17 protein-coding genes and 1 pseudogene are annotated in these 18,916 nt (G+C 66.6%); 10 read left to right on the top strand and 8 right to left on the bottom strand.

The window, feature by feature from the left end; genetic code table 11:
• The 3 genes and pseudogenes from HUU96_RS15045 to HUU96_RS02200 form a co-directional block, all read right to left on the bottom strand.
• Window positions 1-122 (bottom strand): annotated as a pseudogene (locus tag HUU96_RS15045) (SDR family NAD(P)-dependent oxidoreductase); the annotation flags it as partial.
• Window positions 122-1,201: a Rieske 2Fe-2S domain-containing protein gene (locus tag HUU96_RS02205; protein ID WP_174291232.1), complete on the bottom strand. Its 1,080-nt coding sequence runs from the start codon at window positions 1,199-1,201 to the stop codon at window positions 122-124. The pseudogene HUU96_RS15045 and the gene HUU96_RS02205, both read right to left, overlap by 1 nt.
• A gap of 119 nt (window positions 1,202-1,320) precedes the next feature.
• On the bottom strand, window positions 1,321-2,781 hold the full coding sequence (locus tag HUU96_RS02200; RefSeq protein ID WP_174291231.1) for an FAD-dependent oxidoreductase: 1,461 nt from the start codon (window positions 2,779-2,781) through the stop codon (window positions 1,321-1,323).
• A gap of 150 nt (window positions 2,782-2,931) precedes the next feature.
• On the opposite strand from HUU96_RS02200, the gene HUU96_RS02195 reads away from it, so the two are divergent.
• Window positions 2,932-3,720, top strand: a complete 789-nt coding sequence (locus HUU96_RS02195) for an SDR family NAD(P)-dependent oxidoreductase (RefSeq protein ID WP_174291230.1) — start codon at window positions 2,932-2,934, stop codon at window positions 3,718-3,720.
• Window positions 3,721-3,727: 7 nt separating this feature from the next.
• Here the strand turns inward: HUU96_RS02195 and HUU96_RS02190 are convergent, their stop codons facing one another.
• Window positions 3,728-4,795 carry an alkene reductase gene (locus HUU96_RS02190; RefSeq protein WP_174291229.1) on the bottom strand — a complete coding sequence of 356 codons (1,068 nt, stop codon included), beginning with the start codon at window positions 4,793-4,795 and terminating at the stop codon, window positions 3,728-3,730.
• Between the two features lie 141 nt (window positions 4,796-4,936).
• Between HUU96_RS02190 and HUU96_RS02185 the strand changes: the two genes are divergently transcribed.
• From HUU96_RS02185 to HUU96_RS02170, 4 genes are all read left to right on the top strand, one after another.
• Window positions 4,937-5,713 (top strand): SDR family oxidoreductase, encoded by a 777-nt coding sequence (locus tag HUU96_RS02185; RefSeq protein ID WP_174291228.1) that lies wholly within the window; start codon window positions 4,937-4,939, stop codon window positions 5,711-5,713.
• 70 nt (window positions 5,714-5,783) lie between these two features.
• Complete coding sequence (locus HUU96_RS02180) at window positions 5,784-6,266, top strand: Lrp/AsnC family transcriptional regulator (RefSeq protein ID WP_254604901.1); 483 nt, start codon at window positions 5,784-5,786, stop codon at window positions 6,264-6,266.
• The gene (locus tag HUU96_RS02175) at window positions 6,263-6,754 is read left to right on the top strand and encodes an Lrp/AsnC family transcriptional regulator (protein ID WP_174291227.1); all 492 of its coding nucleotides are present in this window, start codon (window positions 6,263-6,265) and stop codon (window positions 6,752-6,754) included. Before HUU96_RS02180 ends, HUU96_RS02175 begins: the two co-directional genes overlap by 4 nt.
• A gap of 95 nt (window positions 6,755-6,849) precedes the next feature.
• The gene (locus HUU96_RS02170; protein ID WP_174291226.1) at window positions 6,850-7,476 is read left to right on the top strand and encodes a nuclear transport factor 2 family protein; all 627 of its coding nucleotides are present in this window, start codon (window positions 6,850-6,852) and stop codon (window positions 7,474-7,476) included.
• 28 nt (window positions 7,477-7,504) lie between these two features.
• Here the strand turns inward: HUU96_RS02170 and HUU96_RS02165 are convergent, their stop codons facing one another.
• The 4 genes from HUU96_RS02165 to HUU96_RS02150 form a co-directional block, all read right to left on the bottom strand.
• Window positions 7,505-10,036, bottom strand: a complete 2,532-nt coding sequence (locus tag HUU96_RS02165) for a TonB-dependent receptor (RefSeq protein ID WP_174291225.1) — start codon at window positions 10,034-10,036, stop codon at window positions 7,505-7,507.
• Between the two features lie 163 nt (window positions 10,037-10,199).
• Window positions 10,200-10,943 (bottom strand): alpha/beta fold hydrolase, encoded by a 744-nt coding sequence (locus HUU96_RS02160; RefSeq protein WP_174291224.1) that lies wholly within the window; start codon window positions 10,941-10,943, stop codon window positions 10,200-10,202.
• A 31-nt stretch (window positions 10,944-10,974) separates the two neighbouring features.
• Window positions 10,975-12,378, bottom strand: coding sequence for a flavin-containing monooxygenase (locus tag HUU96_RS02155; RefSeq protein WP_174291223.1), 1,404 nt, complete (start codon window positions 12,376-12,378; stop codon window positions 10,975-10,977).
• Entirely contained in the window at window positions 12,375-13,076 is a 702-nt protein-coding gene (locus HUU96_RS02150; protein ID WP_174291222.1) for a TetR family transcriptional regulator, read from the bottom strand. Before HUU96_RS02150 ends, HUU96_RS02155 begins: the two co-directional genes overlap by 4 nt.
• Before the next feature lie 212 nt (window positions 13,077-13,288).
• On the opposite strand from HUU96_RS02150, the gene HUU96_RS02145 reads away from it, so the two are divergent.
• From HUU96_RS02145 to HUU96_RS02125, 5 genes are all read left to right on the top strand, one after another.
• On the top strand, window positions 13,289-14,971 hold the full coding sequence (locus HUU96_RS02145; protein WP_174291221.1) for a class I adenylate-forming enzyme family protein: 1,683 nt from the start codon (window positions 13,289-13,291) through the stop codon (window positions 14,969-14,971).
• On the top strand, window positions 14,971-15,849 hold the full coding sequence (locus tag HUU96_RS02140) for an amidohydrolase family protein (RefSeq protein WP_174291220.1): 879 nt from the start codon (window positions 14,971-14,973) through the stop codon (window positions 15,847-15,849). Before HUU96_RS02145 ends, HUU96_RS02140 begins: the two co-directional genes overlap by 1 nt.
• A 13-nt stretch (window positions 15,850-15,862) precedes the next feature.
• Entirely contained in the window at window positions 15,863-16,957 is a 1,095-nt protein-coding gene (locus tag HUU96_RS02135) for a Rieske 2Fe-2S domain-containing protein (protein ID WP_174291219.1), read from the top strand.
• Entirely contained in the window at window positions 16,954-18,117 is a 1,164-nt protein-coding gene (locus HUU96_RS02130; RefSeq protein ID WP_174291218.1) for an acyl-CoA dehydrogenase family protein, read from the top strand. The genes HUU96_RS02135 and HUU96_RS02130 overlap by 4 nt, the downstream gene beginning before the upstream one ends.
• Window positions 18,118-18,120: 3 nt before the next feature.
• Window positions 18,121-18,916, top strand: a 796-nt coding sequence (locus HUU96_RS02125) for an acyl-CoA dehydrogenase family protein (RefSeq protein WP_174291217.1), incomplete at its 3' end; no start/stop codon positions are given.

Raw genomic sequence — 18,916 nt, 5'->3', positions numbered from 1 at the left:
TCCTCCAGCGTCCGTCCGGTGACGTAGACGCGCCATCCCGCCGCGCCCATCGCCGCCGCGATCCCGCGCCCCGCGCCCCGGCTCGCGCCGGTGACGACGGCGACCTTGCGTTCGCCGTTCATTAGGCCGCCTTGCTGCCTGGCCGCTGATCATAGGTGACGACGAGGCCGTTCACGCGCTTGTGGATGCCCTCCGCCATGGCACGCGGATTGTAGAATTGCCGATACCACAGCCGGACCTTGCCATAGGGTCCGTCGTTGGGGACTGCGAGCGGGTTGATGCAGGCGCGCTTGTTCTGCCAGATCTCGACATCCTGCGCGAAGGCGAGGCGGCTGCCCTCCTGATAGCCGAGCGCGCCGGCCCGATCCTCGTCGCTGATCGCGCGCGAGCCGTCATGCACCTTGACCATCAGCGCGTGCCAGGCGCGCACGCGGCCGTCGTCGATCGGCGTGTGCGCGATCATGATGAAGGAGTCGAACGCCCCCGCCATCTCGGCCTGGAGGATCGACGGCCCGGTATACCAGGTGTCGAGCACCAGCTGGTCCTCGTCCGAGGCGGTCAGGGTGCGATGCCCGGCGCTGTAATATTGATGCAGCACATGACCCTGGAAGTCGTTGGCGAAATACTGGAAGTCCTTGGCCCCGTGGATCGGGATGAAGTGGCCGAAATCCGCCATGTTATCGAGGATCTCGATGCCATGGATGTCGAGGTCGCCCATAAAGTCGATCTTCCAGTCGACCCAGCCGGGCGCACCATGATGGCCGCCGAACTCGGGCAGCGGATAGTCCGGCTCCAGCCCCTCGGGATCATGCCACATCCAGACGATGCCGGCGCGCTCCTGCACGGGGAAGGTCTTGAGCGTCGCCGTCTTCGGGATAAAGCTGGAATAGGGGATGTTGTCGCATCGGCCGCTGCCGTCGTAGCGCCAGCCGTGGAACGGGCAGCGGATGGAGTCGCCGACCACCTGGTCGCCATCCTGCACGATGTACGAGGTCGTATTGTGCGCGAGATGCGCGCCCATGTGCGGGCAATAGGCCTCGACAAGATGCGGCGTGCCGGTCTGGCCGCGATACAGCACCATCTCCTGGCCGAAGAAGCGGACCGCCTTGGGCGTCGTGGTCGCCTCGCTCGCGCCGGCGATCATGAACCAGCCCCGCGCAAACTGGAACTCGCCCAGGCCGTAATCCTTGGTCGTCGCCATCGCCTTGATCCTCATCCATCCAGCGACAACCCAAAGGATGCGCTCTCAAAATTGTCTATAACACCGCAACTAGCAGAGATCGAGACGTCAAAGCGTGGTTTTGCAGAACCTGCCGACGTTCAGACGTTTGCCGTCGCGGCGTGACGACCCGCCTGCCGCCCGAAAAAAGTGCAGTCGGCAAGGCTCATGCCCGAGCTGTAGCCATGCCCCGACCGCGGCAGGCCGGATGTGGCACGGCCGGCGGCGAACAGGCCGGGCACCGGATCGCCCGCCCGGTCGAGCACCTGCCCGGTCGGCAGCGTCGACAGCCCGCCCAGCGTGAAGAACGAGAAATAACTGTCACGGAAGTTGAGCTCCAGCGCGGCGAACGGGCCTTCGTCGAGCACCTTCAGCCAGGCCGGCGCCTTGTGGAACACCGGGTCCTGACCCTCGGCAGCATAGTGGTTGAAGGTGGCGACGGTCGCGGCCAGCGTCCGCTCGGGCAGGCCCAGCTCGCGCTCCACCTCTTCCCAGCTGTCGCCCACCGCCGCGATGTTGATGCGCGCGAGGTCGAGCGGCTGGCTGAAGATCGCGTTGTCGACCAGCAGCCACACCTTCTCGCCAGGCTGGTCGATCATCGTCCGGCTGACGCGGCCGTGATAGCAATCCTCGTTGATGAAGCGGTTGCCCGCCTCGTTCACGAAGATGCCCTTCACGAAGTCGGACGGCATGATCCATGGGCAGGTGGTGAAGAACTCGTCCATGTGGATCGCATCGCCGCCGGCGCTCATGCCCATCAGGATGCCCGAGCCATTGTCGTTGTCGCCGATCGGATCGGAGATCTTCAACGTTGCCGGCGCGTAGCGCGCGAGCATCGCCGGGTTCATGCAGAACCCGCCGGTGGCCAGCACGACGCCGCGCGACGCGCGGACATGGACAGGCGCGTTGTTGATGCGCACCACCAGCCCGACGACGCGCTCGCCGTCGGTGACGAGGCTCTGCACCTTGGCATCGACACACACCTCGACATGCGCATCGCGGACGCGTGCCTCCAGGATGTCGATCAGCTTGCGGCCGCCGCCCCAGCCCATGAACTGGATCACATGGCCGCGCGGGGCCGGCGTCGCCGCCGCGGCGTAGGGCCAGGCCTCCTCGCTGCCCGACCAGATCAGCGTGTCGTCCTCCGGCGGCTCGATGATCTTGCCGGGCAGATAGGTGCCCTTGTAGGGGACACCCTGCGCCTTCAGCCAGGCGAAATGGTCTAGGCTGTTCTCGGCATAGAGGTCGCATTTGGCGACGTCGGCATGGGTGCCCCCCGACATCTTGAGGTAGGTCGCCAGCGACTCGACGGTGTCGTCGAAGCCGGCGGCGCGCTGCACGTCAGTGCCGCCGCCGATGTAGATTTCGCCCCCCGACAAGGCGGACGTGCCGCCGCTGCCCGATCCCGCCTCGAACATCGTGACCTTCGCGCCGGCCGCTGCCGCTTCGAGTGCGGCGCACGCACCCGACGCGCCGAAGCCGACCACCGCCACGTCGGTCTCGATATCCCAAGTCGCGACATCCTGGGCCAGCAACGGCCGGTGCAGCGTTCCGCGAGTCACATCACTCTCCTATTCGGTTGCGAGTACCGCATCGCTTTGTCTTGCCTGAAAGCCCGTTATTGCGCAACGTACTTACGAAGCGGAACGCAATCCAGGGTAAGAACGATATGGAACGCTTGGCTTGCGTAGCATTTGGTATGGAGAAGGAAGATGGCAAGACTGGCCGGCAAGACGGCGATCATCAGCGGCGCGGCGCGGGGCATGGGCGCGGCGACCGCACGGCTGTTCGCGGCGGAGGGCGCGACGGTCGTGCTGGGCGACGTGCTGGAAGATGCGGGCCAGGCCGTCGCCGCTGAGATCGGCGATGCGGCCATGTTCCAGAGGCTGGATGTACGCTCAGAGGAGGATTGGGCGCGAACTGTGGCGGCAACGGTGGCGCGGTTCGGCAAGCTGGACATTCTCGTCAACAACGCGGCCGTGCTCCACGTCGGTGGCGCGGACGAGTTGCGCAAGGAGGATGCCGAGCGCGTGCTGGGGATCAACGTCATCGGCACGATGCTGGGGGTCAAGCACGCCGTTCCGGCCCTGAAGGCGAACGGCAGGGGCGTCATCGTCAACATCTCGTCGGTGGACGGGCTGCGCGGCTGCAACGGCCTGAGCGCCTATACCGCGAGCAAATGGGCGATCCGCGGGATCACCAAATCCTATGCCTATGAGTTCGGCCCGTTCGGCATCCGCGTCGTCTCGATCCATCCCGGCGGCATCAATACAGACATGGGCAACCCTGCCGCCGAGGCGAGCGAGGTCGTCAACGCGCGCAGCTATCGCAGTGTGCCGCTGCAACGGATCGGCGAGCCCGACGAGGTCGCCCGGGTCACCGCCTTCGTCGCGAGCGACGATGCGAGCTACATGTCCGGTGCCGAGATCGCGGTCGATGGCGGCTGGACGGCCGGCCGCTACGAGGCGATGCTGCCGAACTGCCCGCCCGGCCTGACCTGAACGCGCTTCAACTGTCGGCGGACCAGGCCGGATAGTCGGTGTAGCCCTTCGCCTCGCCGGTGTAGAAGGTGTCGCGATCCTGCCGCGCGAGGGGCGCGCCGACGCGGAAGCGCTCGACCAGATCGGGATTGCTGATGAAGGCGCGGCCGAACGAGACCGCATCGACCGTACTGGTGTCGAGCAGCGCTCGCGCGGTATCGAGCCGCAGCCCGTTATTGGCGATGATCGGCCCCGACCAGCGCGGCCGCAGCAACGCCAGCGCATCGAGTTCCGGCGTCGGATAGTGGATGAGGTGTAGATAGGCGAGGCCGAGCGGATCGAGCGCATCGATCAGCGCGCCATAGGTGTCCGCCGGATCGTCGTCCTGCATGTCGTTATAGGGATTGCCGGGAAAGACGCGCAGGCCGACCCGGTCTGCGCCGATCGCCGCCGCGATCGCCTCCAGCGTCTCGACCACGAAGCGGATGCGATTGGCGGTCGCGCCGCCATAGCCGTCGGTGCGGCGATTGCTGCCGGTGGAGAGGAACTGCATCGGCAGATAGCCGCTGGTGCAATGAAGTTCGACGCCATCGATGCCGGCGGCGCGGGCGTTGCGGGCGGCTTGCGCGAACTCCTCGACGACGCCGGCGATCTCGGCGGTCTCCAGCGCCCGCGGCATCGCTGGCGGGACGGGCTGCCCGTCGGGGCCGGCGATCGGTTCGCGCGAGGCGATCGCCGAGGGTGCGACCGTTTCCGCGTCCGCCGCCTTGTTCGCGGCAACCGCCGCCCGCCCGACATGCATCAATTGGACGACGAGCGATCCGCCCGCGCCCTGCACGGCATCCGCCACGTGCCGCCAGCCCTCCACCTGCACCGCGTCGTGGAGGCCGGGGGTCCGCCAATAGCCCTTGCCGGTGGCGCTGGGCTGCGTCCCCTCCGTCACGATCAGTCCGGCACTGGCGCGCTGGCGGTAATACTCGAGCATCAGCGGGGTCGGCTCGTCGGCGTCACCGGCGCGATCGCGCGTCATCGGTGCCATGACGACCCTGTTCGCCAGCCGCAGGGCACCGAGCGTTACCGGCGAGAAGATGTCCATGTTGCGCGCCTTCTAGATGTTCGGCCGCGTCATGGCGTTTTGTAGAACGCGGAGCAAGTATGGCACTTTACGACGCAGTCATGGTATCAGGGTCAGCCGCACCGATTTGTAGGCCGGCGTCATAGATCGGACGGGGAGCGCATGAACGGACTCGACGGCAAGGTCGCGATCGTCACCGGCGGCACGCGGGGGATCGGCGCGGCGATCGCGCGGCGCTTGTTGATGGCGGGTTGCGAGGTGACGACCTGCGGCCGCACTCAGCCGGATGCGCCGCCATCGGCGGACGGGCGGGAGGCGGATTTCGTCGCGTGCGACGTGCGCGACCCGGCTCAGGTGCGTGATCTGGTCGACGCGGTGATTGCCCGCCACGGCCGGCTCGATACGGTCGTCAACAATGCCGGCGGCTCGCCAAAGGTCGACGCCGCGGTCGCCAGCCCGCGCTTTTCGGAGGCGATCGTCGCGCTCAATCTGATGGCACCGTTGCACATGGCCCAGGCGGCGCATCCGCACCTCAAGGCGGCGAACGGGTCGGTCGTCAACATCGCCAGCGTCTCCGCCGTGCGCCCGTCCCCGGGCACCGCGATGTACGGTGCAGCTAAGGCGGGCCTGCTGAGCCTGACGAGGAGCCTGGCGCAGGAATGGGGGCCGCATATCCGGGTGAACGCGATCATCGTCGGCCTGATCGAGACGGACGATCCCCAGGAGACCTATGGGTCGGACGCGGCGCGGCACCGGATCGCGCGATCGCTACCGCTCGGGCGGATGGGGTGCGGCGCGGATGTTGCGGAAGCGGTGGCGTTCCTCGCCTCGCCCGCCGCCGCCTATATCAGCGGCGCGGAGCTGTCGGTGCATGGCGGCGGCGAGCGCCCGCTGTTCCTGGAGCTCGTCGCGCGCGAGGCGGCGCGGCGCGAGGCCTGATATTTGCACCTTGGCGAATGCGGCTCCGGTTCGTACACATGGCCCTTGACCGGGGCGGGGAGAGGCGAGGGTGCAGATCAGGTCGGGCAAGACTTTGTCCCCGACGACGCTGGACGCGCTGGACAGCGGCATCATGGACATGCTGCGCGTCAACGGCCGTGCGACCAATCAGGAGATAGCGGAGCGGCTGTCGGTCACTGCCGCCACCGTATCGTCACGGCTGCGGCGGCTGGAGGATATCGGCGCGTCGCGCGTCGTCGCGGTGACCGACTTCTCCGCCCATGGCTACAACGTGCTGATCGCGGTCGGGGTCAAGGTCGCTGGCCGCGAGGTCGAGGATGTCGCGCGCGACCTGGCGAAGCTGCCGGAAGTGCTGAGCGTCAACATCATGAACGGCGCACAGGACATCGAGATGCTGGTGGCGCTGCACGACTTTACCGAGATCAACCTGTTCCTGCTCGATCACGTCGCCGGCATCGCCGGCGTCAACGCGCTGTCGCCGGGGATCGCTGCGGACATCGTCAAGTTCGAATTCAACGTGGCCCCGCTTTGAGCGGCTACCGCCTCGACGAGCTCGATCGGCGGATCATCGAGAAGCTGAGCCGCGACGCGCGCGTCTCCAATCGCCGGATCGCGGCGGAGCTGGACATCACCGAAGGCACGATCCGCAGCCGCATCAAGCGGTTGCAGACCGAGCGCCTGATCCAGTTCGCGGTTATTACCGATTTCCGCGTGGCGGGATCGCCCAATCTGGTGATGCTGGGCATTCAGGCCGATCCGGGCCGCGTTGGCGCGCTGGCGAAGCAGCTCGCCGATATCCCGGAGATCAATTGCGTGATCGTGCTGCTCGGGCGCTACAGCCTGATGGCGATGGGGCTGTTCAGCAGCATCGAGCAGCTCAATAGCTTGATCTTCAGCCGCATCCGCGTGCTGGAGGGTGTGCGCGATGTCGAGACCTCCATCTCCGTTCACAATGTCAAATACGAGGTCGGGGTCGCACGGATCGCGGCGTCGCGGACGATCACCGACGAGAGCGACTGACCACTACGCGTTGAAAGTCGGATGCGTAAAAGAATTGTCAATCTACGCCGCACTGCCTAACCTGCCGACCACCAGCGGCACGGCAAGGATATGGCATGACGACGGACCTCGCCCAACGCATCGACCGTCTGGAATCGATCGATGCGATCCGCCAGCTCGCGGCCAAATACTCGCTGGCGCTCGACATGCGCGATTCCGATGTGTGGGTGAACCTGTTCCCGGCGGACGTGAAGGTCGGCGGCGGCAAGTCCGGCCGCAAGGCGCTGCGCGACTGGTTCGACGAGACCCATTCGATGCAGTTCGATGGCACCTCGCATCACATCGGCGGTCATGTCATCGACTTCGACGATCCCGATCACGCGCAGGGTGTCGTCTATTCCAAGAACGAGCATGAGAGCGGGGCCGATTGGGTCGTCATGCAGATGATGTATTTCGACCAGTATGAGCGGATTGACGCGCGCTGGTATTTCCGCCGTCGCCTGCCGCTCTACTGGTACGCCAGCGACCTCAACAAGCCGCCGATCGGCGAGCGCAAGATGCGCTGGCCGGGTGTGCCGCCCTATCATGGCAGCTGGCACGATCTGTTCCCGAGCTGGAAGACCTATTGGGCGCGCGATGGCAAGCCGCACGACGCACCCGTCGCCGAACCCGCCCCGCTGGAGCGGTTCATCGAGACGATGCGCGGCGGCGCGCCGCTACCGCGCCCGCGGGTGCGAAGCTGACACCGGTTCGGGCGTCAGCTCCGGTGCCTCACTTGCCGAAGCGGACCCGCAGCGACACGCCATAGGTCCGCGGTTCGCCGTAGAGCGCGACCTCGGATCCCAGGAACGAGGCGAGCGGGTAGCCGCCGGTGATGTAGTTCTTGTTGGTCAGGTTCGACCCGAACACCGACAGGTCCACCCCCTTGGTGATCGCATCATGCCATTCGAGCCGGGCGTCGAGCGTCCCATAGCCGGGATAGGTATCGAGCAACCCGGCGCGGGCCGCGTCCGGATCGCCGGTCGTCACCCGGCTGGAGAAGGAATAGGTCGCGAACGCGGTCACGTCGGTGTCGCCCGGCAGCGGCAGCTTGTACTGGCCGTTGACCGAGTATTTCCAATGCGGCTGATAGGGGATCTGGCGACCCCGGCGACAACCGGTGCCGGCATCGACCTGGCACTTGGCATCCAGATAGGAGACGAAACCCGACAGCTGGAAGCCGCGGAACGGCTGGATCGTCCCCTCATATTCGACACCCTTGATGATCGCGCTCGCCGCGTTCACCGCCGCCGTCGTCGTGTTGCCGTTGACGAACACCGGCACGATGATCTGGATGTCCTTATACTTGTCGTAGAACAGGGCGACATTGGCGCGCAGCGGCACGCCGATGTTGAAGTCGCCCTTCATCCCGACTTCGAAGTCGTCGACATGCTCGGGGTTGAACTGCCGCGTCGCCGCCGTCGGTGCCGGCAGGTTGAGGCCGCCGCTCTTGTAGCCGCGCCGGTACGCGCCATAGACCAGCGCCGTGCTGGTGAGGTTATATTGCAGCGTCGCATCCCCGGTCAGCGCGCGGAACTTGGCGCTGCCCGACGCCGGGCAGATCGGCAGGCCGGTGCCAGGGTCGGTTTGATAGCAGGTGCCGTTGTCCAGCGTGACGCTCGACTGCGCGAAGCGCTTGTCCCGCGTGTAGCGCAGACCGCCGCTGAACTGCAGGCCGCTGACGATGCTGTACTCGACATGCGCGAACGCCGCATCGCTCTTGTCGTTGTAATATTGGGCGGTGTTCGTCGTCACGCCAAAGGCAGTACCGCGATAAGTCTGGTTGAACCCAGGCACGGCCTGCTCGTGATAATAACCCAGGATGTAGCTCAGCCCGATATTGGGGATCTTGCCCTGCAGCTGAAGCTCTTCGGTGAACTGCTCGAAGCCGCGGACATAGGGCACGCCGCCATTGGCATAGGATGTGGTGATGTAGCTGAACGGGCCCGTCAGATTGTTGATCTCGGCGGTGCGTTCGCGGCGGAAGGCGATGATGTTCTTCACCAGCAGATTGTCGTCGATCTGCCACGTCGTCCGGTTGGTGACGCCGATATCGCGGACGCGCCGGAACAGCAGGTTCGGCTCCAGCGTGCGGCGCGGTCCCAAGGCCTGTTGCTGCGCGAGCGCGGCGTTCATCTGGGCGGGGGTCAGCCCGGTCAGCCCGAAGCCGACGAACGGGTTGCCGTTGATGTCCGGGGCCTGGGTGGCCAGCGCCGCGCCGACGGTCTGCTGCGCGGCGAACGGACCGGTGAAGCAGCCCGGCAGCGGTGCCTGCAGACAGCCGATGAACGTATTCGACGGCGAGGCGACGCGGATCGGGATCGCCACCGGCACGCCCGGCAGCGACAGCGAGCTGATCTGCGCCTGCGGATAGACCTGCCGCAACACGTCGCCGGAGCCGGTGTTGTTGCGATAGTTGCTGTCGACGATCGTGACGTTCTCGATGCTCGTCGTCGGCTTGAACAGCACCGACACACGATAGGAATCGTTGTTGCGGCTGTCGAGTTGCTGCCCGGTGATCACGCTGGTGGTGAAGCCGTGGCGGCGGTTGTAATCGCCGGCGACGCGGATCGCGAGCACGTCATCGACGATCGGCAGGTTCAGCTCGCCCTCGATCTCATGGTAATCGTAATTGCCGTAGCTGCCCTTGAGGTAGCCGCCGATCTCGAAGGTCGGCTTGGCCGGTTCGAACAGCACAGCGCCGCCCGTGGTGTTGCGGCCGAACAATGTGCCCTGCGGCCCCTTCAGCACTTGGACGTTGGCAAGATCGTAGAACACGCCCGATCCGGCGATCGCCGTCGGCACCTCGGCGAAATAGGTTGCGACGCTGGTGAAGTTGCGCTGGCCGCCGCCAAGGATGCCGGGACCCTGCCCGCGGATATAGAAGGTGGCCTCGCCGCGATCCTGCGCCGAGATGTTGACTGACGGCGCGAACGAGCGGAGCTGGTCGACCGACACGACCGAGCGCTGCGCCAGCGCCGCACCGGACAAGGCGGTGATCGCGATCGGCACGCGCTCGAGCGACTCCTCACGACGGCGGGCGGTGACGACGATGTCGCCGATGCTGACCCGATCGGTGCCCGGCTGCGCCTCGGTAGTGGTGGACGGACGCGCCGCCGCAACGCTCTCGGAGCCGGTGGTCGTCGCATCGGGTGCGGAGGCCGGCGTTCCGGCTCCGGGCACGCTCGTCTGCGCCTGGGCGGGCAATCCCACGACCATCGCGAGGAGCCCCACCGACGCAAGCGCGCTGAATTTCGTGACCATTCAATCCCCTCCACAGCGCGTTATGGCGCTCTTGAAGGGCTATACATCACATGCGTAGATATCCGTCAATGGGCCGACGCGCTTACATAGTCACAAGCATCCAAGTTCAACGCTTGCGTCCGAACACCACCAAATGGGTGCTCAATCCGTCATCAGCGCGGCTTCAACTCGCATAACGTTGCGCGACGTCGTTCAGGATGGCGGCGACCTGCGGCACATGGGTGACGATCAGCATGTGGTCGGCATCAACCGTGGTCACCTCGTCCGGCTTGCCGCGCGCGATCATCGCGCGCTGGGCACCCAATGGCAGTGTCCGGTCGCGGCTCGTCTCGACATAGACTTTGGGCACGCGGCCGTAGCGCTCGGCGCTGAGGGACAAGGGTGTCGCCATCGCCAACACCGGCTCCTTTCCCAGCCGCGCGGTCGACCAGGCGCGGTCCTCATCCGAATAGCCATGGTGCAGATGTTCGTCGGGATCGAGCGGCGGCAGCATGAACAGGCCGTCCTCGCTGAACCGCGGCGGCAGCATTTCACCGTCCATCGCGACACCCTCGTCCGCGATAATCTGCGGCAGGTCCATCGTGCTGGCACCATCCGGCAGCATCAGCGCGGTCAGATAGACGATCGCGGCGACCTTGTCGGGCACCCGCTCCGCCACCTGGCTGACGATCAGGCCGCCGCGGCTGTGGCCGACCAGCACGACCGGTTCGGGTTGCGCCGCGACGATCTGCGCCACGTCGCTGGTCCACCGCTCCAGCGTACACTCCATCACCGGAGTGGTATCGCTGCCGCACCCGGCAAGATCGGGCGTATGCGTGCGGTGGCCGGCCGCTGTAAGCGCCGGGGTCAGCCGGTCCCACGACCAGCCGCCCTGAAACATGCCATGCACGAGTACCATGTCAGCCATCGGCTGGTCCTTTCGTCGGGTGGCGGACGGCTCAGGCGGCTTCGGTGGCCGCCACTGCGTTGGGGAAGGCCGCCGCCGCGCGCCCGCGCCGCCGCCGCTTGATCCCGGCCGCGATCTCCTTCTCCAGCCGTTCCTTGTAATGGTAGAAATTCAGCTGGATCGTGTGGCGCGGGCTGCGGTAATATTTGCTGAGATAGAAGGTGTCGTCCGCAACGATCGCCGACCGCATCTCGGTCTCGGTGGGTAATGCGTACGCACCCTTGATATAGGCAACGGCGAGCTTCGACTGTTGCTCGGCGAAATTGACCAGCGTCGGCAGCGGCTGCGCAAGCCCCATATAGATCAGGTTCGACACGCCGGGGATCAGCATCCGCTTGAACAGCGGCGGCGGCCGGTTGTCGGCATCGGCGTTGAACATCGGCTGGTCGAAGAACGGAAAGCTGATCTTGTAGCCCGTCGCCCAGATGATCACGTCGAACTCGTCGGAATGGCCGTCCTTGAAGTGGATCGTGCTGCCGTCGAACCGCTCGATACCCGACACCGCCTTCAAGTCGCCGCTACCGGCGCGCAGCAGGAACTCGGTGGAAAGCGAGCCGTGCGCCTGCCACGGCTTGTGGTCGGGCGTCGGCAGGCCATAGCTTTCCATCGCGCCAACCTCGCTCTTGAACGTGCTCTCGTAGAAGAAGCGCTGCACCTTCTCGGGCACCCAGCTCGGCATCATCGCCTTGTCGGACGGCTTGCCCTTGCGGTATTTCGGGAACACCCAGACGCCGTGGCGCATGGACACGGTCAGCGACTGCGCGATCGAGCGCTGTGCCAGCTCCGAGGCGATGTCCATCGCGGAGTTGCCGGCACCCACCACCAGCACGCGCTTGCCGCGCATGTCGATCGGGTCGAACGGCGTGTTGTAGCTGTGCGCGTGGATCTGCTCGCCGGCGAAATCGCCGGGATAAGTCGGCTCGGGCCAGCGCGGATCCCAATGATGGCCGTTGGCGACGATCAGGATGTCGTAGCGCCGCCGCTCGCCATCGGAGGTCTCCACCGTCCAGCTCGTATCCGCCTCGCGATGTGCGCGCGTCACCTTGGTGTTGAAGATGATCGTGTCGCGCAGGTCGAAATTGTCGAGATAGGCGTTGAGGTAGGCGAAAATCTCGCTGTGGTGCGGATAGTCGGGCCATTTGTCGGGCACCGGGAAGTCCTCGAACGCGAACCGCGCCTTGGACGTATCGATGTGCAGGCTCTGGTAGCAGGCGGACATGCCGTTGGGATTGCGGAAATACCAGTTGCCGCCGGCATTGTCGGACGCCTCGAAACAATCATAGGCGATCCCGTAATCCTTGAGCCGCTTGATCGTCGCGATGCCGCTGGGGCCGGCTCCGATCACGCAGACCAGGGGGCCGCCGCCGGTCCGCGACACTGTCTGATGGATGGTCATTGGTCATTCCTCTCCTTGGCCGCGCCTTCTGACGCGATCCGGTGGTGATGGTCGGCGATCAGCAATTCGAGCGGTGCGCGATAGTCGCCGCAGGCGGCGGCCGCGCTGTCCGCCCCGTCGGCGACGCACCGGCGCAGCGCCGGCAGATCGTCCGCATCGAGCAGGTGCCGCGCGACCGGGTCGGTGGCTTGCGACCCCGCCGCCACCGCGCGAGCATAGGCCGCGCCCACCGCTGCGCCGATCACGATCTGGTTGACGCGATAGTAGAGCAGCAGCGCGTCGGACGACGCGATCCCGCGGTCGAGCAGCAGTGCGAGCAGGTGATCGAGATAAGGAGCCTCAGCTTCGCGCCCGAGGCCGCCATGCATCATCAGCGCGACCAATTGCGGCCAGACGGTGTAGATGACGAACGACCCGGCCGCGTGTTCGCGCAGGAGTTCGTCCCAGGGCTGACCGCGATCGACCAGCAACTCGCGCCGACCGCGCTGATCCGCGACCAGCTCCAGCAAATGCTCGCGTCCGCGAACATAGCCATAGAGCGTCGCCACCCCGACCCCGAGCCGCTCGGCAAGCGCCGCCATCTCGACCCGCTCGATGCCGATCGCGCAGGCTGCGTCGACGATCGCCTGCAAGGTCAAGCGCCGCGGCCGGCCGGCCACGCGGCGATGCGACACACTGGCGAGCGAGCGCGTGTTCATGCTGCCTTGATTACCGAAGACGCTTCGGAAATCAATCGGGCAAATCGCGTTTCCGGCAAAAACATGCTGAATTGCGTAACACATAGACTATGTCATAGCGCAATGTGACCGTTAGACCGGTCGGCCATACCTTGTTTTCGGCTTGCGAACGATGCATGTAGAAGCTTATAAGGCGTTATAGTATTTAGGCGTGGATGTCTGACGAGGGTTTGATGACCGACGGCGTCATGGATTATTATGCGACCGCCACCGGCCGGCTGACCGCGCCGGAGGGGCCGTTCGCCGTGCGCGAGGCGGTCGTTCAAGGTCGCGCCATGCGGGTCTATGCCGCTGCCGACGTCAACATCGTCGATACCCTGTCGCGCTCCGAGCAGCGCTTTCACGACCGGACGCTGGCGTGCGAGGATGGCCGGTATTGGACCTATGCCGAGCTACTCGGTGCGTCGCGGCGGCTCGCCGGGGCGCTGCGCGACCGGCACGCGATCGTGCCGGGTGACCGCGTTGGGCTGGCGATGCGCAATCGACCGGAGTGGTTCGTCGCGTTCGCGGCGATCGTGCGGGCGGGCGGCGTCGCCGTGCTGTTCAACAGCCGCGGGGCCGGCGACGAGCTGGCGGCGGCTGCTGCCGACGTGCCGTGCCGGCTGATCCTGGCGGATGACGAGCGGGCCGAGCGGATCGTTGCGGCTGGAGTTGCGACGCCGACCCTCGCGCTTGCCGAGATCATGGCGGCGGCACAGGACGGTCCGGCGCTGGACGACCAGCGGGTCGATGCCGACGCGCCGGCGGTGGTGCTGTTCACCTCGGGCACCACCGGCCGGCCCAAGGGCGCGGTGCTGACCCAGCGCAACATCGCCAACATGACCGTCAACCTCCAGTTCCTGTCGGCGATCGGGCTAGAGATGGCCGCCCATAGCTACGGCATCCCGGTCGAGACGCTGCGGACGATGGCCCCGCGCCCGTCGTCGCTGCTGGTGTTCCCGATGTTCCATATTTCCGGGCTCACCGTCTTCTTCATGATGATCGAGTCGGGCGGCCTGCTGACGACCATGCGCCGCTGGAACGCCGCGGCGGCGCTGCCGCAGATTTCCGGCAACACGGTGACGATGATCTCGGGTCCGCCGATGGTGCTGAACGACCTGCTCGACGCGCCGGGTGCCGAGACTCACCTCGCCGGCGTCGGTTCGATCGGGGTCGGCGGCCAGGCGACGCCGAGCAGCCTGACCGCGCGGATCGCACGAGCGATGCCGCGCGCGATGCAGACCTCCGGCTGGGGCATGACCGAGGCGTCGGGCAACGTCGCCGCGATCGTCGGCGCGGTGGCGTCGATCAAGCCGGAGTCGTGCGGCAAGCCCTCGCCGGTGGTCGATCTGCGCGTGGTCGGCGAGGATGGCGTCGACGTGACCCCAGGCGAGGCGGGCGAACTGTGGCTCGGCGGCGCGCTGGTCATGGCGGGCTATTGCAACGCCGCCGCGGCGACCGACGCGACGCTGGTCGACGGCTGGCTGCGCACCGGCGATGTCGGCCGGGTCGACGGCGACGGCTTCATCCACCTGGTCGATCGCAAGAAGGACATGGTGATCTCCGGCGGCGAGAACATCTACAGCGCCGAGGTCGAGCGCGTGCTCGGCGCGGAAGGCGATTTCGTCGAGGTGGCGCTGTTCGGGATCGCCGATGCGCGGCTCGGCGAGCGCGCGGTCGCGGCGGTGACGTTGCGCGACGGTGCGCGCTGGACGGAGGATGCGGTCAAGGCGCTCGCGCGCGCCAGCCTGGCCAATTACAAGGTGCCGACCGCGGTCTGCTTCGACCTCGGCCCGTTCCCGCGCAACGTCACCGGCAAGGTCGACAAGGCGCAGCTGCGCGCGCGCTTCCTCGCCCAGGTCGTGGAGACGGTCTGATGGTGTTCCCCGCCGGCCAGCAGGTCATCGACACCATGCTGGGCATCCCCATCAGCGCGGACAACACGGAATGGTTCGAGGCGTTCAAGCCGCTGCTGATGGACGAGGAGAGCCGTCGCCAGTTCACCATGCCCGCGCAATACATGTTCAAGGACATCCCGACGGTCGGACCGGTCGAGGACAAGGTCGCCTGGACCCTCGCGCACATGGACCGGCACAACATCACGCGCGCGATGATCGGCTTTGTCGAGACCCTGCCCGAGATCATGGCCGCCTATCGCGACCACCGCGACCGCTTCTTCTTCGACCTGCCAGTCAATCCCAACGAGGGCATGGCCGCGGTGCGCCAGATCCGGCGGGCGAAGCGCGAGTTCGGCATCGACGCGGTCAGCGTCTTCCCCGCGGGCGTCAATCCGCAGCTGCCGATCAACGACAAGCGCTTCTACCCGGTCTACGCCGCCTGTGCGGAGGAAGGGCTACCGATCTTCGTCAATGCCGGCGTCTGCGGGCCGCGGATGCCGAGCCTGTGCCAGAAGGTCGAGCTGATCGAGGAAGTGGTCTGGTTCTTCCCCGAGTTGAAGTTCGTGATGCGGCACGGGGCCGAACCGGACGAGGCGCTCGCGGTCAAGCTGATGCTGAAATATCCGAACCTCTATTATTCGACCAGCGCCTTTGCGCCGAAATACTATCCCAAGGCGATCGTCGACTTCATGAACAGTCGTGGCGCAAGCAAGATACTCTATGCCGGCTATTTCCCGATGGGTCTCAGCCTCGACCGGATATTCGCGGAACTGCGCGAGCTTCCGCTGAAGGACGAGGTGTGGCCGAAGTTCCTCTACGAAAACGCATGGGCGCTGCTCGGCGCGACCAAGTCCTGACGGAGATCCGATGATGGCCGATTACGATGCCTCGACCGATGCCCGCACGCCGCTTCCCGCGGTGTGGCATTATCTCGCCAACCTGCAGGGCGCGGAGCGCGACGCCTGGCGGCTCGCCGACGTCCGCGACCGGCCGAGCGCGGAGGAGCGCAACCTGCCGGACGAATACCCGTTCGGCTGGTTCGTGGTCGGCTATTCCGACGAGCTGGACAAGGGCGAGGTCAAGTCGATCCGCTATTTCGGCAAGGAACTCGCCCTGTGGCGCGGCCATGACGGCGTGCCCCGCGTGATCGACGCCTATTGCGTGCACTATGGCGCGAACATGGCGCATGGCGGCAAGGTCCACGACAATTACCTCGAATGCCCGTTCCACGCGTGGCGCTACGACGGCGAGGGGGCGGTCAAGGAAATCCCCTATGCCCGGGTCATCCCGCCCCAGGCGCGGCGCAAGGACTGCGTGCCGAGCTGGCCGACCCAGGAGGCCAATGGCCAGATCTGGGTGTGGTACCACCCCGACCGGATCGCGCCCTTGTGGGACCTGATGATCTTCGATGAGGTCGGCCACCCCGACTGGACGCCGTACAAGAAGTTCGAGTGGAACGTGTTCAGCGGCATCGAGCACATGGCCGACAACGGCGTCGACATCTCGCACTTCCGCTTCGTCCATGGCGCGTCGACGGTGCCGGACTACAAGATCAGCTATACCGGCATCCAGCGCGCGGTGCTGGCCGAGATCAAGCTGAACACGCCGCGCGGCATCGTCGAGGGCAAGATCGATGCGCTGTCGCAGGGGCCGGGACAGGCATGGGTCAAGTTCTCCGGCCTGTCGGAGACGCTGATGGTCAGCGGCATCACGCCGGTCGACCGCGATCACCTGAAAGTGCGCTTCGCCTTTACCCAGCCCAAGGCGCAGGCCGGTTCGCGGCTGGCCGAGGCGCTGATCGCGGACATTTGCAGCCAGCTCGACCAGGACAAGGTGATCCTCGACCGCCACAAGCGCATGGACCCGCCTCTGATCTGTGACGGCGACGGTCCGTTCGGCCGCAACCGCGTCTATTACAGCCAGTTCTTCGTCAGCACCAACCCGACCAGCAAGCTCGCGGCGTGAGCGGGGCCGAGGCGTTTCGCGCCGAGACCCGCGCCTGGCTTGCGGACAACACGCTGCCGGGCGTGCGTCATCAGCCGGAAGATCCCGAGACGGCGGTGTGGGGCGGTCGCCGTCCGTATTTCGCCAACGATGACCAGCGCGTCTGGCTGGAGCGGATGGTCGCCAAGGGCTGGACGGTGCCCGAATGGCCGGTCGAGTATGGCGGGGCGGGTCTGTCGGCCGAGGAGGCGAAGATCCTCACGCAGGAGATGCGGCGGATCGGCGCTCGCCGGCCGCTCTACAGCCTCGGCATCTGGATGCTGGGGCCGGCGCTGCTGAAGTACGGCAGCGAGGCGCAGAAGCGTGAGCATCTGCCGCGTATCGCCCGCGCCGAGATCCGCTGGGCGCAGGGCTATTCGGAGCCTGGAGCGGGCTCCGACCTCGCCAACATCCAGACCCGGGGGGAGGACAAGGGCGACCATTTCCTGGTCAACGGCTCCAAGATCTGGACGAGCTCGGGCGACAAGGCGGACATGATCTTCGCGCTGGTCCGCACCGAGCCAGATGCGCCCAAGCATCTGGGCATCAGCTTCCTGCTGATCGACATGGCCGATCCCGGCGTCACCACCCGGCCGATCAAGCTGATCGCCGGCGACAGCCCGTTCACGCAAACCTTCTTCGACGATGTCGCGGTGTCCAAGGACAATGTCGTCGGCGAGCGCGGCCGCGGCTGGGACGTCACCAAATACCTGCTTGCCCATGAGCGCGAGATGATCGGATCGCTGCCGATGTCGAGCATGGGCGAGGAGACGCTGGCCGCGCGAGCCGTGAAGGCGCTGGGGCGGGAAGGGCTGGCGCGCAGCGGCACGCTGCGTGCCGACATCCTGCAGTATGAGCTGGACGCCTGGACGATGGGAATCGCGCTGGAGCGAAACGGCGATCTCGCCAAGGCGCGCCAGGCCGCGCCGACCGCCGCCTCGGTGCTGAAGCTGTTCGGCACCGAGCTCAACAAGCGCCGGTCGGAGCTGCTGATGTCGGTCGAGGGTGTGGCCGGTGCCGATGCGCGGGGGATCGCGGCGAGGGACTGGCTGTATGCGCCGACCACCACGATCGCCGGCGGGTCGAGCGAGATCCAGCTCAACATCCTCGCCAAGCGCGCGCTCGGCCTGCCCGGGGCCTGATCGGTGGCGCTCGTATTGACCGACGACGAGACGATGCTCGTCGACTCGCTGCGCAGCCTGCTGGCCCGCAGCGCGCCCGTCGGGGCGTTTCGTGAACTGCGCGACGGCGGCGATCCGCGGCGTTATGCCCCGGCCTTGTGGAGCGAGCTGGCGGAGGCCGGGTTTGCGGCTCCGCAGGTGCCGGAAGCGGCAGGCGGACTCGGCATGGGCTATGCCGCGGCCGGGCTCGCCGCCGAGGAGATGGGGCGCGTGCTGGCGGCGACGCCGTTCGTCGCGACCGCGATCGCGATCGAGCTGGTCCTCGCGGCGGGCGACGAGGACCAACAGGCGCAGCTACTGCCCGGCCTGCTCGACGGATCGAGCATCGCCACGCTCGCGATCGACGAGGCATCGCGTCACGATCCCGACACGCTAGCCGCTCGTGCCACCCACGACGGCGCGGGCTGGCGGATCGACGGGGCCAAGCGTTTCGTGCTCGATGGCGGCAATGCCGACTGGATGATCGTGACGGCGGCCAGCGACGACGGCCCGTTGCTGCTGCTGGTCGATGCGCGCGCGGACGGCGTGGCGATCACGCCGCTCGACCTCATCGACAGTCGCAACGCCGCCGATGTCGGGTTCGATGCGGTGCGGGTGGATGCGGGCGCGGTGCTGGGCGGCGGCAACGGCGCGCGTGCCGCGATCGACCGCGCGCTCGATGTCGGCCGCGCGCTGCTTGCCGCCGAGCTGCTCGGCATGGCGCAGGAGGCGTTCGACCGCACACTCGCCTATCTCAAGGAGCGCGAGCAGTTCGGCCAGA

This window comes from Sphingomonas bacterium, assembly GCF_903644135.1.
GTDB lineage: Bacteria > Pseudomonadota > Alphaproteobacteria > Sphingomonadales > Sphingomonadaceae > Sphingomonas.
The sequence above is the reverse complement of the archived record's forward strand: the minus strand, read 5'-3'. Positions and strand labels throughout refer to the sequence as shown.

What these genes read in the sequence shown, in the direction of transcription:
- HUU96_RS02205 (WP_174291232.1), bottom strand. Translation starts at nt 1,201, where the DNA reads ATGGCGACGACCAAGGATTACGGCCTGGGCGAGTTCCAGTTTGCGCGG.
- HUU96_RS02195 (WP_174291230.1), top strand. Translation starts at nt 2,932, where the DNA reads ATGGCAAGACTGGCCGGCAAGACGGCGATCATCAGCGGCGCGGCGCGG.
- HUU96_RS02190 (WP_174291229.1), bottom strand. Translation starts at nt 4,795, where the DNA reads ATGGACATCTTCTCGCCGGTAACGCTCGGTGCCCTGCGGCTGGCGAAC.
- HUU96_RS02185 (WP_174291228.1), top strand. Translation starts at nt 4,937, where the DNA reads ATGAACGGACTCGACGGCAAGGTCGCGATCGTCACCGGCGGCACGCGG.
- HUU96_RS02170 (WP_174291226.1), top strand. Translation starts at nt 6,850, where the DNA reads ATGACGACGGACCTCGCCCAACGCATCGACCGTCTGGAATCGATCGAT.
- HUU96_RS02165 (WP_174291225.1), bottom strand. Translation starts at nt 10,036, where the DNA reads ATGGTCACGAAATTCAGCGCGCTTGCGTCGGTGGGGCTCCTCGCGATG.
- HUU96_RS02160 (WP_174291224.1), bottom strand. Translation starts at nt 10,943, where the DNA reads ATGGCTGACATGGTACTCGTGCATGGCATGTTTCAGGGCGGCTGGTCG.
- HUU96_RS02155 (WP_174291223.1), bottom strand. Translation starts at nt 12,378, where the DNA reads ATGACCATCCATCAGACAGTGTCGCGGACCGGCGGCGGCCCCCTGGTC.
- HUU96_RS02150 (WP_174291222.1), bottom strand. Translation starts at nt 13,076, where the DNA reads ATGAACACGCGCTCGCTCGCCAGTGTGTCGCATCGCCGCGTGGCCGGC.
- HUU96_RS02145 (WP_174291221.1), top strand. Translation starts at nt 13,289, where the DNA reads ATGACCGACGGCGTCATGGATTATTATGCGACCGCCACCGGCCGGCTG.
- HUU96_RS02140 (WP_174291220.1), top strand. Translation starts at nt 14,971, where the DNA reads ATGGTGTTCCCCGCCGGCCAGCAGGTCATCGACACCATGCTGGGCATC.
- HUU96_RS02135 (WP_174291219.1), top strand. Translation starts at nt 15,863, where the DNA reads ATGGCCGATTACGATGCCTCGACCGATGCCCGCACGCCGCTTCCCGCG.